The sequence below is a fragment of the Corynebacterium appendicis CIP 107643 genome, assembly GCF_030408415.1.
GTDB classification, from domain to species: domain Bacteria; phylum Actinomycetota; class Actinomycetes; order Mycobacteriales; family Mycobacteriaceae; genus Corynebacterium; species Corynebacterium appendicis.
Window position 1 is genome coordinate 2,065,365 of sequence record NZ_CP046976.1, and the last position, 13,729, is coordinate 2,079,093.

Below are 13,729 nucleotides of genomic sequence, written 5' to 3' on the forward strand. Positions count from 1 at the left end.
TTTCGTCGGCAAGCATGCGGTAAAGCTGCTGGTACGCGTCGTTGATGCGTTGCTGGTCGCGCTCGGTGTACGTGATGGTGCACTTGTCCGTCTCGGCGTTGTAATCAACGGTGTAGGCGTTCGCGGAAGGGGCGGTGGCAAGGCCGCCGGCGAGGGCGACGGTGGTGGTTGCGGCGATAAAACTGCGGCGGAGACTCATGCTGCGATTGACCAGATCAGGGCGACAATCAGGAGCGTTTGCAGGAACTGTCGTGATCGGAGTGCGGCCCCTTCTTCGGCCTTGGATGCCGGCGAGTTTCATCAACCGGGCGGTCTGATCACGACCGATGTCCCAGCCAGCGCGCTGCATGGCCTTCCACATCTTCCGCACCCCGTAGACGCTGAAGTTGTCCTCGTAGACCTTCACGAGTTCGGGGATAAGCAGCGCATCCGTAAGACTCCTGGCTGACGGGGCTCGTGTTTTCGCTGCCCGGTAGCCACGAGAAGTGATAAACCCACACTCTGTCTGCCTCAAGGTGCGACAGATGGCCTTGACCCCGAAGCGATCGCGATACGTGTCGATGTATTCGATCATCTTCTGGTGGGACGGTCGAGTTCCGCTGCGAAAAAAGCCGACGCGGTCTTTAAAATCTCGTTCGCCCTGCGCAGCTCTTTATTCTCTCGCCGCAGACGCTTCAGTTCATCGTCTGCTAACTCGCCGGAGCTGACCTCGACGTCGTGTGACGGCTTTGAAGGCTTCAACCAATCATTAAGCGTGTGCGCGGAGACGCCGAGCTTGTCACCGATCTCAACCGCCGCACCCCACTTCGAGCACCCTTCAAGCTCAACAAGTTCCTCAGCCAGACGCACCGCCTTGGCCTTGAACTCATCACTGTACTTCCTTGGCATGATCCCAATCTTTCTCTAGAAACGATCGGAACCAAACCCAGGACGCTTCAGTAGTCCGGCATCCGGCGGCGGACCCCCTTTCCCCGGCGAACCCCACCCCACCTAGCGAATAGCTAGAACCAGACAGCTAGATTGTCCAATTTTCAGCCCGAAACGGAGCTTTCTAGTCGTCTGGTTCTAGTCAATCGCAGTGGCGGGGCGCCGAGCTGTCGCAGTGGCGGGGCGCCGAGCTGCGGCAGCAGCGGGGCGCCGGTGCCGGGCAGTGGCGGGGGCGCTAGTCAGCGGTGGCGTCGCCGCCCCCAGGCTGCGTTTCGACCGCGGGCCGCGTTTCGGCCTCGCCGGCCGCGACGGTCTCAGCCTCCCCGCGAACAACCGTCATCGTGTCGGCGTCCGGCCCGACCTCAACGAGCACGGTGTCGCCGTCGCGGATCTCACCGGCGAGGACTTCCTTGGCCAGCTTGTCGCCGATCTCCTTCTGGATCAGGCGGCGCAGCGGGCGGGCACCGTAGGCCGGGTCGTAACCGCGGTCGGCGAGCCAGCGCTTGGCGGCGTCGGTGACATCCAAGGTCAGGCGGCGCTCGGCCAGACGCTCGGCGAGCGAGCGTAGCTGGATATCGACGATGCCGACGAGCTGCTCCTGGCTCAGCGGATCGAAGACCACCACGTCATCGAGACGGTTGATGAACTCCGGCTTGAACGCCCGCTTCACTGCCTCCATGATCTCGTCGTGGGCGCCACCAGCGCCGAGGTTAGAAGTAAGGATGATCACGGTGTTGCGGAAGTCGACGGTGCGGCCTTGGCCGTCGGTAAGTCGACCCTCGTCGAGCACCTGCAGCAGGACGTCGAAGACATCGGGGTGGGCCTTCTCGACCTCGTCGAAAAGCACGAGGCTGTACGGGCGGCGACGGACGGCTTCGGTGAGCTGCCCACCCGCGTCGAAGCCGACGTATCCCGGAGGCGCACCGACCAGACGCGCGACAGAGTGCTTCTCGCCGTACTCGGACATGTCGATGCGGATCATCGCGGACTCTTCATCGAAGAGGAATTCCGCGAGCGACTTCGCCAGCTCCGTCTTACCCACGCCCGTCGGGCCGAGGAACAGGAACGAGCCGATCGGCCGGTTCGGATCCGCGATCCCGGCGCGCGAGCGGCGCACCGCATCGGACACCGCGACGACAGCCTCGCTCTGCCCGACGACGCGTTCGCCCAGCACAGACTCCATATTCAGGAGCTTCTCGGTCTCGCCTTCCATCATCTTGCCCGCGGGAATGCCCGTCCAGCTCGACACAACGTCGGCGATCACGTCCGGGGTGACTTCTTCCGTCAGCATCGTTTTAGTGCTTATCGACGCTTCCCTCTCCGCCTCAGCCACCTCTTCCTCCAGTTCCGGAATGCGGCCGTAACGGAGCTCGGAGACCTTGGCGTAGTCGCCGTCGCGCTCCGCGATCTCGGACTCGTTGCGCAGGCGCTCCAGCTCCTCCTTCGCGTGCTGGACCTTGTCGATCTCGCTCTTCTCGTTCTCCCAACGAGCCTTCATCTCACCGAGCTTCTCGCGCTGGTCAGCCAGCTCGCTACGCAGATCCTTCAGGCGTTCCTGGGATGCCGCGTCCGACTCCTTCGACAACGCGATCTCCTCGATCTCGAGACGGCGCACGACGCGCTCCAGCTCATCGATCTCCTGCGGAGAGGAGTCGATCTCCATGCGGAGACGCGATCCCGCCTCGTCGACCAGGTCGATCGCCTTGTCCGGCAAGAAGCGGTTGGTGATGTAGCGGTCCGACAGGGAAGCCGCCGCGACCAGCGCCGAGTCCTGGATGCGCACACCGTGGTGCACCTCGTAGCGCTCCTTCAGTCCGCGCAGGATGCCGATGGTGTCCTCCACCGTCGGCTCACCCACGTACACCTGCTGGAAGCGGCGCTCGAGAGCGGCGTCCTTTTCGATGTACTTGCGGTACTCATCCAGCGTCGTCGCACCGACCAGGCGCAGCTCACCGCGGGCGAGCATTGGCTTGATCATGTTGCCGGCGTCCATCGATCCGTCACCGGTCGCGCCGGCGCCGACGATGGTGTGCAGCTCATCGATGAACGTGATGATCTCGCCGTCCGACGACTTGATCTCGTCCAGCACCGCCTTCAGGCGCTCCTCGAACTCGCCGCGGAATTTCGCGCCCGCGACCATCGAGCCCAGGTCAAGACTGATCAGCGTCTTGCCCTTCAGGGATTCTGGAACGTCGCCTGCCACAATGCGTCGCGCAAGGCCCTCAACGATGGCAGTCTTGCCGACGCCTGGCTCACCAATCAGCACCGGGTTGTTCTTCGTGCGGCGGCTCAAGACCTGGACCACTCGGCGGATCTCGCTGTCACGGCCGATGACCGGGTCGATCTTGCCCTCGCGGGCGCGCGCCGTCAGGTCAGTGGAGTACTTCTCCAGCGCCTGGAACTGGCCCTCCGGATCCTGCGTGGTCACCTTCTGGTTGCCGCGAACAGACGGGAAAGCAGCCTTGATCGTGTCGTAGGTGGCGCCGCGCTTCTTCAGCAGTTCCGCTGCCTCGTCGTCACCGCGCGCGATGCCGGCGAGCAGCACCTCGGTGGAGACGTACTCGTCGCCGAGTTCTCCCGCTAGCTCCTGCGCGGCGTTCAACGCATTGAGGCCGTCACGGTTGAAATTCGGGTTGGCCATGTTCTGGCCTTCGGCCTTCGGGTAGCCGTCGACGATCTCGGCAGCTTCCTTCTGCACCGTCGCTGGGTCGACGCCGGTGGCTTTCAGCACCGGTGCGGCGATTCCCTCTTCCTGCTCGAGGATCGCCTCTAGCAGGTGCGCGGGCCTAATGTCCGGGTTTCCGGCTGCGGAAGCCCGCTGCAGCGCCTGCTGCAGAGCCTCCTGAGTCTTGGTGGTGGGGTTGAACGAGCTCATCAGTCTCGCTCCTTTCCTAATTCGCGTTTAATTGGGTCTTCTCTTGAAGTGTTCTATTGGTCCGAACTTAGTTCGTCGATAGGTACAACGCCGCCGAAGTTGAGTCTGTTCCACTCAAGTCGAAAAATTTTTGCTTTCCATCGTCTCCCGCAAGTCAGCTTGTGCTCGACGAACTCGAGGAATCCGAGGAATCCGAGGAATCCGGGGAATCCGGGGGAACCTCCACATATATTGCTCCCAGCGATTGCGGACGCCGCTGCCCTCAATGGCGATTGCGGCACCGTCACCTGCAAAAAATGATTTCCAGTTGCGGACACTTTCCCGACACGACACGAGTCCCCGGCGGGCACGACATTTCCGCGCTTCCGGCTCCCTTCCAAAACTGCTTCGAGACTGTCCTCAATGAATGCAGCCAAAACCACAGCTCAGTGACGGGAAGACACCCAACGAGGGCTTGCGTGACCGCAATCGCCCTGAAGACACCTTCTACACGCAGAACTCGAGAACAACCGCGACTGAAGCTTCCAGGACGAAGGAGAGTAGCGGTGCACTACCGCGGAGTTGCTCGCTTCCTTCCCTTTGATTGGCCGTTGCGCGGTCGCCGCAGGATCGTTGCGCACTGAAGTAGACACTCGCGCCGAGCGCACATGACCTGCTCTTTCTAGATTCAGAATCACACCAGGAAGCGATGCCGAACAAGAAAAAGAAGAAGAGAAAGAAGAGGAGAAAAGGAGCGCCATGTACGACCAACTCATCCCTGACCTGCCTCCCCACCCGGCAGAAGCCGCGATTGAAGAGACGGAGAAATACCAGCGGAAAGAAAAAGTCGCCCATTTCTTGCGCGGAGCAGAACTGATCCGGCTGCTGCAGATTGGGAGGCCGTTGGAGGGGAGGGTGCTGGCGGAGAGGATTGGCGTCGATAAGCGGACGCTAAGGAGGTACATCGCGCATTTGCGGGAGCTCGGCTTCAATATCACCTCGAAGCCTGGAGCCGACGGCGGCTACACCATGGAGTACTGCGACACGGTTCCTCCACTGACGTTCACCGACGATGAACTGGAAGTGCTCATGCTCGCGCTGAGTTCCACCGGCTACCCGGGCGACGAGCTCATGGAGCGCGCTGGGCAGTTGACGCAGCGAATCAGACGCCTCCTGCCTCCGCACAAGAGCGCAGAACTGTCCTCTGCGGGAAACCGGCGCTACTTTCAGTTGATGCAGTTCTGGGGAGCGTACAACCGGGAGAAGAAGGCCGAGGAGGCCAAACGAGCGGAGGGAACCGGAGACTAAGCGCTTGCGGCACCGCCCGACGCGCCGGCGGACGGCGCTGAGGCGTCCTTCTTCGCGGGAACCCACTTGAGAGCGAAGCTCAGCACCAGAATGCCGGCGGCGACCGCGGTGGAGACCCAACCGAACGGCCCGGTGAAGGAGGCGAGCACGGCGATGGGGGCGAGAATGGTCATGACGATCTCGAAGGGGCCGAAGCCAACGTAGGCGACGCCGTATTCGTTGAGGGTGCCGGATTTGAGCTTCGGGTCGACCATCTTGAGCAGAGCGATACCGGTGGCGACGGCGGCGGTGGCCCAGCCCCAGCCGAAGATGCCGCGCTCGATCCACTGTTCGCCGAAGTAGAGCGGTGCCATGACGAGCAGGTAGAAGAGGCAGAACACGGTGCCGAGGACGAACAGCAGGATGAGCGCCTGCCAGTAGGCGGCCAGCGCGGCCGGCGCGATGGACGCGATGCCGAAAGCGATCATGTAGTCGGTGGCGGCGCCGGAGATGGCGGAGACGGTGTCCTTGTCCAGGTAGTTCGGCTTCTTGAACAAGCGCAGCAGGCCGCGGCCGATGAAGCCGATGACGAAGGACAGGGCGAACAGCGGGATGGAGACGTTCTCCCACTGGTTGGAGATCAGGGTCTTCACCAGGTTGGCGACGAGCACGGTGAAGATGATGAAGCCGCCGTGGAGCGCGAGGGGCTCGATGGACGACGGGTTGGTGGTCGCCTTACCGATGGAGGGGCGCTCGGCCTCGTCCTCGATGTAGCCGGAGCGCAGCTCCTTGGGCAGGTCACCCTGCAGCTCGGTGGCCTTGCCCTTGCGGATACCCCAGTTGGAGACGATGACACCGCCGATGATGGCCACGAGCGTGCCCACGGTCGCGGAGGTGAAGCCGAGGGAGGACGCGGCGACGGCGCCGGCGGTGTCCTCGAGGGCGGACCCCACGGCGGCGGCGGTGCCGAAGCCGCCGACGAAGCCGACGGGCAGCATCATGCCGAACCAGTCTTCAGTGCCGAAAACGGGCTTGAACAAGTAGATCCCGGCAAGGACGAACAGGCCCCACTGGAACATGAACATGGTGGTGGAAAAGGCCCACATATTGCGCGCGCCTTTGGCCACGGATCCGCCGAGGTCCATGGAGTACGCCATGGAGGCGAAGACGACGGCAATGAGGATGGAGGTGTAGTCGCCGATCTTGTCGGAGAACGGCACGAGGTCGAGCACCTCCGGCCCAAGGACCAGCCCGATCAGACCAGCGGTGATGGGTGCCGGCAGCAGGAGTTGCTGCAGCACGCGGACACGCTGGCGGAGAATGTTGCCGACGATGAGGAGGACGGAGATCCAACCGACGTCGACAAGCATGTCGTAGGGCGTGAATTCCATGAACCGAACCTTTCGCGTCGAATGCTTTCGCGGTTAGCTTAGCGTGCGGGCGCGACGCATTAGTCTTTGAAGCATGGACGAGCTTGTGAGTTTTTCGGCCGGCGAGCGCAGCGAGCTGGAGTTTCAGCTTTCGGGACACACGGAGGAAGCGGACACGCTTATCGACGCCCTCATCACCCCCTCCCTTACCTCCCGCACCGCACTGGACCGCCGCCGGCTGGGATTGCCCCCGGATTCCTACGAGGAACTGGTGGACCCGCTCGGGGATGCGCTGCTGCGTGCGCTGTGGGACCGCCCGCAGGATGTTGAGCCGACGTGGGCGGAGATGGCGAAGAGTCTCTACGCGATGGCGGAGGTCGCGCGCGAGGCGGACTTGAAAGGCATTCCGGCGGCGACTGCGGCGCAGGTCATCGGGGTCGACGAGCTGTGGGGGACGCAGGAAGGCGAGACAAGTGGGGGTGAGCCAGCCTTGCTCGCGGTGCACCTGGAGGCGCCGATGACGGTGCAGTATTCACCGGGGCAGTCGCTGCCGGTGCTGGTGCCGGGACCGTACAGGGAAAAGGGGCAGTGGCACGAGCTGACACCGGCGCTGCCGTCGAACCAGTTCGGTCAGCTGGTGTTTTTCACCCCGGGCCGGTGGCGGCGGCCGGAGGTCGGCGAGTACTGGACGTGCGGGGCGGCCCGGGGCGAGCAGCTGTCCTTTACCGGGGACAGCGAGGTGGACGCGACGGGGGACCGGCTGGCGGGGGTGAGGGCGGCGGTGTTTGGGGGCGTCGATAAGCGGATTGAGCTTGTTGTCGATGTCGTCGACCCGGCGCTGGAAGCCCTGGCGGGCGCGGTCGATTGGGTGGCGTTACGGCGCGTCTAGAGGATGGGGACGGCGGCGCGGCGGCGGCGTGCGTCGGCGGGATCGATGTCGACGACGATGACCTCCTCGTCGAAACCGCCCTGCGCGAGCACGGTCCCGCCGGGCGCGACGGCCACGGAATGGCCGACGCCGAGCGGCTCCGAATTATTTTTCGCTCCCGTGGAACCGTCCGGATTGGCCTGGTCGGGCGCGATGATGAATGCCCCTGCGTCGAGCGCGCGTGCACGCGAAAGCGCGATCCATTCTTCGGTCTTGTTGTCACCTCCCGCCCAGCTGGTGGGAACCACGATGATGTCCGCGCCGCGGCGGGCGAGCTCCTGAAACTGGTCCGGGAAGCGGATGTCGAAGCAGATGGCCGCGCCGACCGTCACACCCTCGTGCCCGAAAGTGACGAGCTCTGTGCCGGGCTCGATGTTGTCGGACTCGCGGTAGCTTGCGGTGTCGAAAGCGTGGATCTTGTCGTAGCCTTCGTGCAGGCCAGGGCCGGTAATGAGCGCGGTATTGCGCACGCGCCTCTCGCTGGCGGGGCGGAACATGCCCGCGACGATGGTCACGCCCAGCTCCTCGGCGAGTTCGCGCAGACCGGTGGCGAATGTGCCGTCTAAATCCTCGGCTTGCTCGGCGAGCGGGCCGGACTCGAATGCCTGGGAGGACGCCTCAGGGCACGCGATGAGCGTCGCACCCTTGTTCGCGGCATCGCGGATATGTTCGCTCAGTGCGGCGAGGTTGTCGGCCACGCGCGGGCCGGCGGTGAATTGCACGAGTCCAATACGCATGACGCCCAAGGGTATGTGGATAACTTTTCAAATTCCACAGGTTCCGCGCGTGGCCGTTGTGCATTTCCCCTGGCTGCCGTTTCGTTGAAGGCATGAACTACTCAACGAATTTTGTTCAAGCACCGACCGCCGATCTACCGACCCTGCCCGACTGGACCGACCCCGACTTCACCGATTTATCCACCCCGAGCCTGACCAGCACAGCCCTTGCCGCAGTCCACACCGCGCTCGCCGACGGCGTGGACGACCGGAGTGAACGCGTGCGCGACCACGTCGCTGATCTCGCCGCCTTCTCCGCCGCCGTCCGCGGGGTCGACGCCGACCACGCCCGAGCATTCAGGGGGAAATAATGCTGGTCGCCACAGAATTGTCGGCGAGCGCAGAAGCGTTGCGGCGCGCGGCGGGATCCGTGCGCAAGCGTATCGACGACACCGCCGACACCCGCATCTCCATCTCCAACGCCGGCCTCGCCGGCGAGGCCGCCGACGCTGGTCTGGACACGCTCGCCGACTTAGGCCGTGCACTAGCGAACCCGGCCGACACGATGGAGAACATCGCGGACATCCTCGACGAGACCGCGGCCGCGCAGCTCTTCCTCGACCTGATGAAAGACGCGCTGATCAACACCATCGTTCCGGCGCCGCTGCGCGCTGCGCATGAAGCAATGCTGGCTGGCATCTCGCTGATGGAGAAGCTTCTCGACGAGGCCTGCTCCGCCTCCATCTCCCAGGAGTGCAGACTCGAACACGAGCAGGACTTGGACCGGCTGGTTTTCCACCCGGAGGACCCGTTGTCGGAGATCAGCGCCCGTCTGCTGGAGACCGCGCCGGCCTCGGTGCGCGAGGTCGTCGAGGCGGAGGACGCCCTAGTTCTCGAGGGCGGGCCCGACGGGTACAGCGTCATGCTGGGCGTGAAGTACGACGAGAACGGTGAGCCGATCCCGCCGCAGTCGGTGACCACGGTGGTCTCCGGCGTGGGCTCCGGCGAACCCGAGAAATTCGCGCTCGCCGTGGAGGAAGCCAAAGCGGTCGCGGAGGCCACCGGTGGCGCAGTGGTGGTGTGGCAGGGCTACTCCCCTCCCCCGACCCTGCTGGAGGGCATGTCGCGCGTTCCGGCCAGCGCCGGCGCCGACGACTTAGCCGCATTCCAGTACGCGGTTGAGGAGCGGTTCCCGGAGGCGAGGAAGGTGGTCGTGGGGCACTCTTACGGTTCGGTCGTGGCCGCCCGCGCCGCCGAAGAGTACGGGCTATTCGCCGACGAGCTCTACATCGTGGGCACGCCCGGCATCAACGCCTCCCACGTCGACGACCTGACCTTGTTCGGCAACGACACGAAAGTCAGCGTCGCCGACTCCCCGACCGACCCGATCCTCCTGCTGCGCAGCCCATTGAACGCCCTCCACGGCACCGATCCAGGCACCGCATACTTCGGCGCCGAACGCGTTCCCGGGGTCCGTGGCGGGCACACCGACTACTACCAGGACGAGGCGTTCCTGCGGGCCCTGGCGGAATCAGCGCAGAAGTAAGGCGCGGGCATAGCGGGAGGGCGGGGTATCCTATAACAGAAATTTAGCCGGCGAGGCCGAAATCGAAATATGCGTACACTAGGGTGCCGTAAACCTAAACGCATAAACGGAGGAAAAATGGCTGAAGATTTCGCGCAACAGATAGTGGAGACGCTAGAGCGCAACGGCGTGAAGCGCATTTACGGCCTCGTCGGCGACTCGCTGAACCCGGTCTCCGACGCGGTGGCTGACTCGAACATCGAGTGGATCCACGTCCGCAACGAGGAGGCCGCCGCCTTCGCCGCCGGCGCCGAGTCGCTGGTCACGGGTGAGCTGGCTGTCTGCGCCGCATCCTGTGGCCCGGGCAACACCCACCTGATCCAGGGGCTTTATGATTCGCACCGCAACGGCGCCAAGGTGCTCGCCATTGCTTCGCACATTCCGAGCCAGGAAATCGGCTCCAAGTTCTTCCAGGAGACGCACCCGGAGAAGATCTTCCAGGAGTGCTCGGGCTACTGCGAGATGGCTAATTCGCCGGAGCAGGGTGCGCGCATCCTGCACCACGCGATCCAGTCGACGATGGCGGGCAAGGGTGTGTCCGTCTTCGTCATGCCGGGCGATATCGCCGGCCAGGACGCTGCCGATGTACCGCTGCTCGAGTCCACGATCGCTCGCGGCGACGACAAGCGCGTCTTCCCGGACGCCGGCGAGGCCGCACGTCTCGTCCAGGCCATCAACGAGGCGGAGACCGTCACGCTGTTTTGCGGTGTCGGCGCCGCGAACGCCCGCGAGGAGGTGCTGCAGCTCGCCGAGAAGATCAAGTCGCCGATTGGCCACTCCTTCGGCGGCAAGATGCACATCCAGTACGACAACCCGTTCGACGTGGGCATGAACGGCCTGCTCGGCTACGGCGCCTGCTACGAGGCCTCCCACGAGGCTGACCTGCTCATTCTGCTGGGCACGGACTTCCCGTACAACGACTGGCTGCCCGACGGCAATGTCGCGCAGGTGGACATCAAGGGCGAGAATATCGGCCGCCGCGCCAAGATCCAGTACCCCGTCGTGGGCGATGTCAAGAGCGTCATCGAGAACATCCTCCCGCACGTCGAGGAGAAGAAGAACCGCAAGTTCCTGGACAAGATGCTCAAGGAACACGCGCACCTGCTCGAGACGGTGATCGAGAATTACGGCACCAAGAAGCCGGAAAAGGCGACGCCGATCCAGCCGGAGTACGCCGCGAATCTCATCGACGAGCTGGCTGACGAGGACGCCGTCTTCACCGTCGACACCGGCATGTGCAATGTCTGGGCTGCCCGCTACATCACCCCGAACGGCAAGAAGGACGAACTGGCGTCCTTCCGCCACGGCACCATGGCCAACGCCGTCCCGCAGGCGATCGGCGCTCAGGCAGCCGACCGCGGCCGCCAGGTGATCACGTTCTCCGGCGACGGCGGCGTGTCCATGCTGCTCGGCGAGCTCATCACTGTGCAGCAGCACGACCTACCGGTGAAGATGATGGTGTTCAACAACTCCAGCCTCGGCATGGTCAAACTTGAGATGATGGTTGCCGGCCTGAAGGAATTCCAGACCGACCACGCCCAGGTGAATTACGCCAATATCGCTGAGGCGGTGGGCATCAAGTCCTTCCGGGTGGAAAAGCCGCAGGACCTGGAGAGGACCATCAAGGAGGCCTTCGCCTACGACGGCCCGGTGCTCGTCGAGATGGTCACTGACCCGGATGCCCTGTCCCTGCCGCCGAACTTCGACTGGACCATGATCAAGGGCTTCACCGAGTCCGCGGTCAAGACGGTGCTCGACGGCGGTATCGGCAACATGGTCGAGCTGGCCCGCTCCAACCTCCGCAACATCAAGGGCGCCGCGGCGATCGAGTTCTAGCGGCGCGCGCCGAAGTTGGAGTTCGCGGGCACGGCCACAATGCCGATCAGGCCCGCGATCGCCGCGATGAGGGCGAGCACGGCGGCGACGATGCCGGCGTTGCTCGACCCCTCGGAGACCGCCGGTCCCCGATTCTGACCGGAATCAGGCTTGTTGCGGTCGCTCGTACCGCCGCCGTCGCCCAGATCAGAACCCTTGTTCGTCGGCGTGAGAACGCCACGGGCAAGGGTTTTGTTCTGCTCGGACGCTGTCGTAGCACGGCTGGCCCGTGCATACCTCCGGCAGCGTTGGCTGCGAGCGCGACTCCTTGTCCGTGAAACCGAAGTGCGAAAACTGGTAGAGGTAGTTCACCGTCGAGCGGTACTCGGGCAGGTAGTTCTGCCCCTCCGGGCCCACGAGCTTCAGTGCGCCGGTGTGGCTCAACCCGATATTGTGGCCGAGCTCGTGGAGAATGGTGTTGCGCAGCTGCTCGTCGACAGAGGAATTGTGCCAGAAACCCCCGCTGCGCGGGTAATTCAAGCCGAGTTCTGCTTCCCCTCGCGACGTTTGGTCCGCGACCACGCGACCACCGCCGTTGAGCGCGGCACGTGCACGAGTTCCCCGCCGCGGCGCGGGGCCCGGGCGACGCGTTCGCGCAACTGGGCATTCTCGTCTTCGAGGTCGTCGATGCGTTGCGTCAGCTCGATGATCGTCTTGATCCCGGCCAAATTCACGCCTTCTTCCTGGGAGAGGCGCTGAATCGTCCGCAGCCGCGAAATATCGCGCTGAGAGTAGCGGCGCCCGCCGCCGGACGTGCGCATCGGGCTGACCAGGCCCATGCGGTCGTACGTGCGCAGGGTCTGGGCGTGCATGCCGGTCAGCTCGGCGGCGACAGAGATGACGTAGTACTCGTCGACAGCGTCGTCTTTCTTATTCATCTGCACATCACCTCCCTACTGGGTGCTCCCGGTGCCGGAGTTGGCCCCGGCCCACCCGGCGCGCGGGTTGAATCCGGAGTCCTTCTCCGCCTGGGCGTAGGCGCGCAGCGCGCTCGTCGCCGTGGCGTCCAGGTTCTTCGGCACTTGTACCTCGACGGTGACCATGAGGTCGCCAGCCGTGCCGGACTTGCGTGGCACGCCGCGGCCCTTCACGCGCAGGGTCCGACCGTTCGGCGTGCCCGCCGGGACCTTGACCTTCACCGGGCTATCCAGCGTCGGCACCGTCACAGCCCCGCCAAGAGCCAGCTCCGCGAAGCTCACCGGCACCGTGACTGCGAGATCGTCTCCGTTGCGGGTGAACACCTTGTCGGGCTTCACTGTCACATTGACGAACAGGTCGCCCGCGGGCGTGCCGTTCGGCCCCGCCTCGCCCTGGCCGGCCAGCCGCACTTTCTGCCCGTCGATCACGCCTGCGGGGATCCGCACCGTGATCGACCGGGTCCGGCGGACCGTTCCTGAACCCGAGCAGGTCGGGCACGGGTCCTCGATGATCTGGCCGGTGCCGCCGCAGCGGGTGCACGGCCGGGACATCCCGAAGGCTCCCTTCTGCTCGCTGACAAAACCGGAGCCGTGGCAATCCGGGCACGTCGTGGTCTTGCCCGTCGCCGAACCGGAGCCGTGGCAGTCGGTGCACGGTGCCTCACCAGTCAACTCGACCGGGATAGTCGTTCCCTTGACGGCTTCGCGGAAGTCGAGCGTTATTTGCGTTTCGACGTCGGCCCCCCGCGTCGGCCGAGCACTCCTGCCAGTGCCGCCGCCGCGGTTAAAGAGGCCACCGAAGATGTCACCAAGACCGCCTTCCGCAGAAAATCCTCCGCCTTGTCCAAACGACTGTCCGAATCCGACGTCTTCGAATCCGCCGGCCCCGAAGTCCGACGTGGTCGTCGTGGTGCGAAACCCGCCCGGAAACCCGGAGCCTCCTCTCCCTCCGAAGCGCATGAAGCCTCCGGAGTTCATCATCGACTTGAATTCGTCGTATTCCTTGCGCTTCGTCTCGTCGCCGAGGACGTCGTACGCCTCCGCTACCTTCTTGAAGCGCTCTTCGGCTTGCTTGTCGCCCGGGTGCGAGTCCGGGTGGTTCTCGCGCGCCAGTTTGCGGTACGCCTTCTTAATCTCGGCCGCGCTTGCCGACGACGACAGGCCCAGGTCGCCGTAATAATCCTTATTCGACCATTCCTGCTGCATAGCCATAATCGCTTCCTCCTTCCTTTCGTATTCTGTTATGTTCTGCTTCTATTTTCACTGCTAA

Annotated in this window: 11 protein-coding genes and 1 pseudogene; 5 read left to right on the forward strand and 7 right to left on the reverse strand. The window is 64.2% G+C overall.

Going from position 1 to position 13,729, the window contains the following annotated elements; all coding sequences use genetic code 11:
* Positions 1 to 136: 136 nt before the first annotated feature.
* Together CAPP_RS10135 and clpB are read right to left on the reverse strand one after the other, a co-directional pair.
* Positions 137 to 888 (reverse strand): annotated as a pseudogene (locus tag CAPP_RS10135) (IS3 family transposase); the annotation flags it as partial.
* A gap of 274 nt (positions 889 to 1,162) precedes the next feature.
* Entirely contained in the window at positions 1,163 to 3,802 is a 2,640-nt protein-coding gene (clpB, locus tag CAPP_RS10140) for an ATP-dependent chaperone ClpB (RefSeq protein ID WP_084560554.1), read from the reverse strand.
* Between the two features lie 738 nt (positions 3,803 to 4,540).
* Here clpB and CAPP_RS10145 point away from each other — a divergent pair.
* Positions 4,541 to 5,089 carry a helix-turn-helix transcriptional regulator gene (locus CAPP_RS10145; protein WP_076599046.1) on the forward strand — a complete coding sequence of 183 codons (549 nt, stop codon included), beginning with the start codon at positions 4,541 to 4,543 and terminating at the stop codon, positions 5,087 to 5,089.
* Here CAPP_RS10145 and CAPP_RS10150 read toward each other — a convergent pair.
* Complete coding sequence (locus CAPP_RS10150) at positions 5,086 to 6,459, reverse strand: sodium/glutamate symporter (protein WP_076599047.1); 1,374 nt, start codon at positions 6,457 to 6,459, stop codon at positions 5,086 to 5,088. The genes CAPP_RS10145 and CAPP_RS10150 overlap by 4 nt on opposite strands.
* Before the next feature lie 73 nt (positions 6,460 to 6,532).
* On the opposite strand from CAPP_RS10150, the gene CAPP_RS10155 reads away from it, so the two are divergent.
* Complete coding sequence (locus tag CAPP_RS10155) at positions 6,533 to 7,327, forward strand: ferredoxin reductase domain-containing protein (protein ID WP_076599048.1); 795 nt, start codon at positions 6,533 to 6,535, stop codon at positions 7,325 to 7,327.
* Here CAPP_RS10155 and CAPP_RS10160 read toward each other — a convergent pair.
* Positions 7,324 to 8,103: a nitrilase-related carbon-nitrogen hydrolase gene (locus CAPP_RS10160; RefSeq protein ID WP_076599096.1), complete on the reverse strand. Its 780-nt coding sequence runs from the start codon at positions 8,101 to 8,103 to the stop codon at positions 7,324 to 7,326. The genes CAPP_RS10155 and CAPP_RS10160 overlap by 4 nt on opposite strands.
* Before the next feature lie 92 nt (positions 8,104 to 8,195).
* On the opposite strand from CAPP_RS10160, the gene CAPP_RS10165 reads away from it, so the two are divergent.
* The 3 genes from CAPP_RS10165 to CAPP_RS10175 all read left to right on the forward strand — a co-directional run bounded on the left by CAPP_RS10165 (position 8,196) and on the right by CAPP_RS10175 (position 11,503).
* Positions 8,196 to 8,453, forward strand: coding sequence for a hypothetical protein (locus CAPP_RS10165; protein ID WP_076599049.1), 258 nt, complete (start codon positions 8,196 to 8,198; stop codon positions 8,451 to 8,453).
* The gene (locus CAPP_RS10170) at positions 8,453 to 9,628 is read left to right on the forward strand and encodes an alpha/beta hydrolase (RefSeq protein ID WP_076599050.1); all 1,176 of its coding nucleotides are present in this window, start codon (positions 8,453 to 8,455) and stop codon (positions 9,626 to 9,628) included. Before CAPP_RS10165 ends, CAPP_RS10170 begins: the two co-directional genes overlap by 1 nt.
* A 117-nt stretch (positions 9,629 to 9,745) precedes the next feature.
* Positions 9,746 to 11,503 carry a pyruvate dehydrogenase gene (locus CAPP_RS10175; protein ID WP_076599051.1) on the forward strand — a complete coding sequence of 586 codons (1,758 nt, stop codon included), beginning with the start codon at positions 9,746 to 9,748 and terminating at the stop codon, positions 11,501 to 11,503.
* Between the two features lie 186 nt (positions 11,504 to 11,689).
* On the opposite strand, the gene CAPP_RS10180 is transcribed toward CAPP_RS10175, so the two are convergent.
* The 3 genes from CAPP_RS10180 to dnaJ are packed head-to-tail and all read right to left on the reverse strand — an operon-like array spanning position 11,690 to position 13,671.
* Positions 11,690 to 12,022, reverse strand: coding sequence for a zinc metalloprotease (locus tag CAPP_RS10180; RefSeq protein ID WP_076599052.1), 333 nt, complete (start codon positions 12,020 to 12,022; stop codon positions 11,690 to 11,692).
* Positions 12,019 to 12,420 (reverse strand): heat shock protein transcriptional repressor HspR, encoded by a 402-nt coding sequence (locus CAPP_RS10185; RefSeq protein WP_076599053.1) that lies wholly within the window; start codon positions 12,418 to 12,420, stop codon positions 12,019 to 12,021. The genes CAPP_RS10180 and CAPP_RS10185 overlap by 4 nt, the downstream gene beginning before the upstream one ends.
* Positions 12,421 to 12,435: 15 nt before the next feature.
* On the reverse strand, positions 12,436 to 13,671 hold the full coding sequence (gene dnaJ / locus CAPP_RS10190; RefSeq protein WP_076599054.1) for a molecular chaperone DnaJ: 1,236 nt from the start codon (positions 13,669 to 13,671) through the stop codon (positions 12,436 to 12,438).
* Positions 13,672 to 13,729 lie beyond the last annotated feature (58 nt).

Excerpts from the sequence above, each read along its gene's own strand:
- CAPP_RS10165 (WP_076599049.1), top strand. The coding sequence starts at position 8,196 with ATGAACTACTCAACGAATTTTGTTCAAGCACCGACCGCCGATCTACCG.
- clpB (WP_084560554.1), bottom strand. The coding sequence starts at position 3,802 with ATGAGCTCGTTCAACCCCACCACCAAGACTCAGGAGGCTCTGCAGCAG.
- dnaJ (WP_076599054.1), bottom strand. The coding sequence starts at position 13,671 with ATGGCTATGCAGCAGGAATGGTCGAATAAGGATTATTACGGCGACCTG.
- CAPP_RS10175 (WP_076599051.1), top strand. The coding sequence starts at position 9,746 with ATGGCTGAAGATTTCGCGCAACAGATAGTGGAGACGCTAGAGCGCAAC.
- CAPP_RS10170 (WP_076599050.1), top strand. The coding sequence starts at position 8,453 with ATGCTGGTCGCCACAGAATTGTCGGCGAGCGCAGAAGCGTTGCGGCGC.
- CAPP_RS10185 (WP_076599053.1), bottom strand. The coding sequence starts at position 12,420 with ATGAATAAGAAAGACGACGCTGTCGACGAGTACTACGTCATCTCTGTC.
- CAPP_RS10160 (WP_076599096.1), bottom strand. The coding sequence starts at position 8,103 with ATGCGTATTGGACTCGTGCAATTCACCGCCGGCCCGCGCGTGGCCGAC.
- CAPP_RS10150 (WP_076599047.1), bottom strand. The coding sequence starts at position 6,459 with ATGGAATTCACGCCCTACGACATGCTTGTCGACGTCGGTTGGATCTCC.
- CAPP_RS10155 (WP_076599048.1), top strand. The coding sequence starts at position 6,533 with ATGGACGAGCTTGTGAGTTTTTCGGCCGGCGAGCGCAGCGAGCTGGAG.
- CAPP_RS10145 (WP_076599046.1), top strand. The coding sequence starts at position 4,541 with ATGTACGACCAACTCATCCCTGACCTGCCTCCCCACCCGGCAGAAGCC.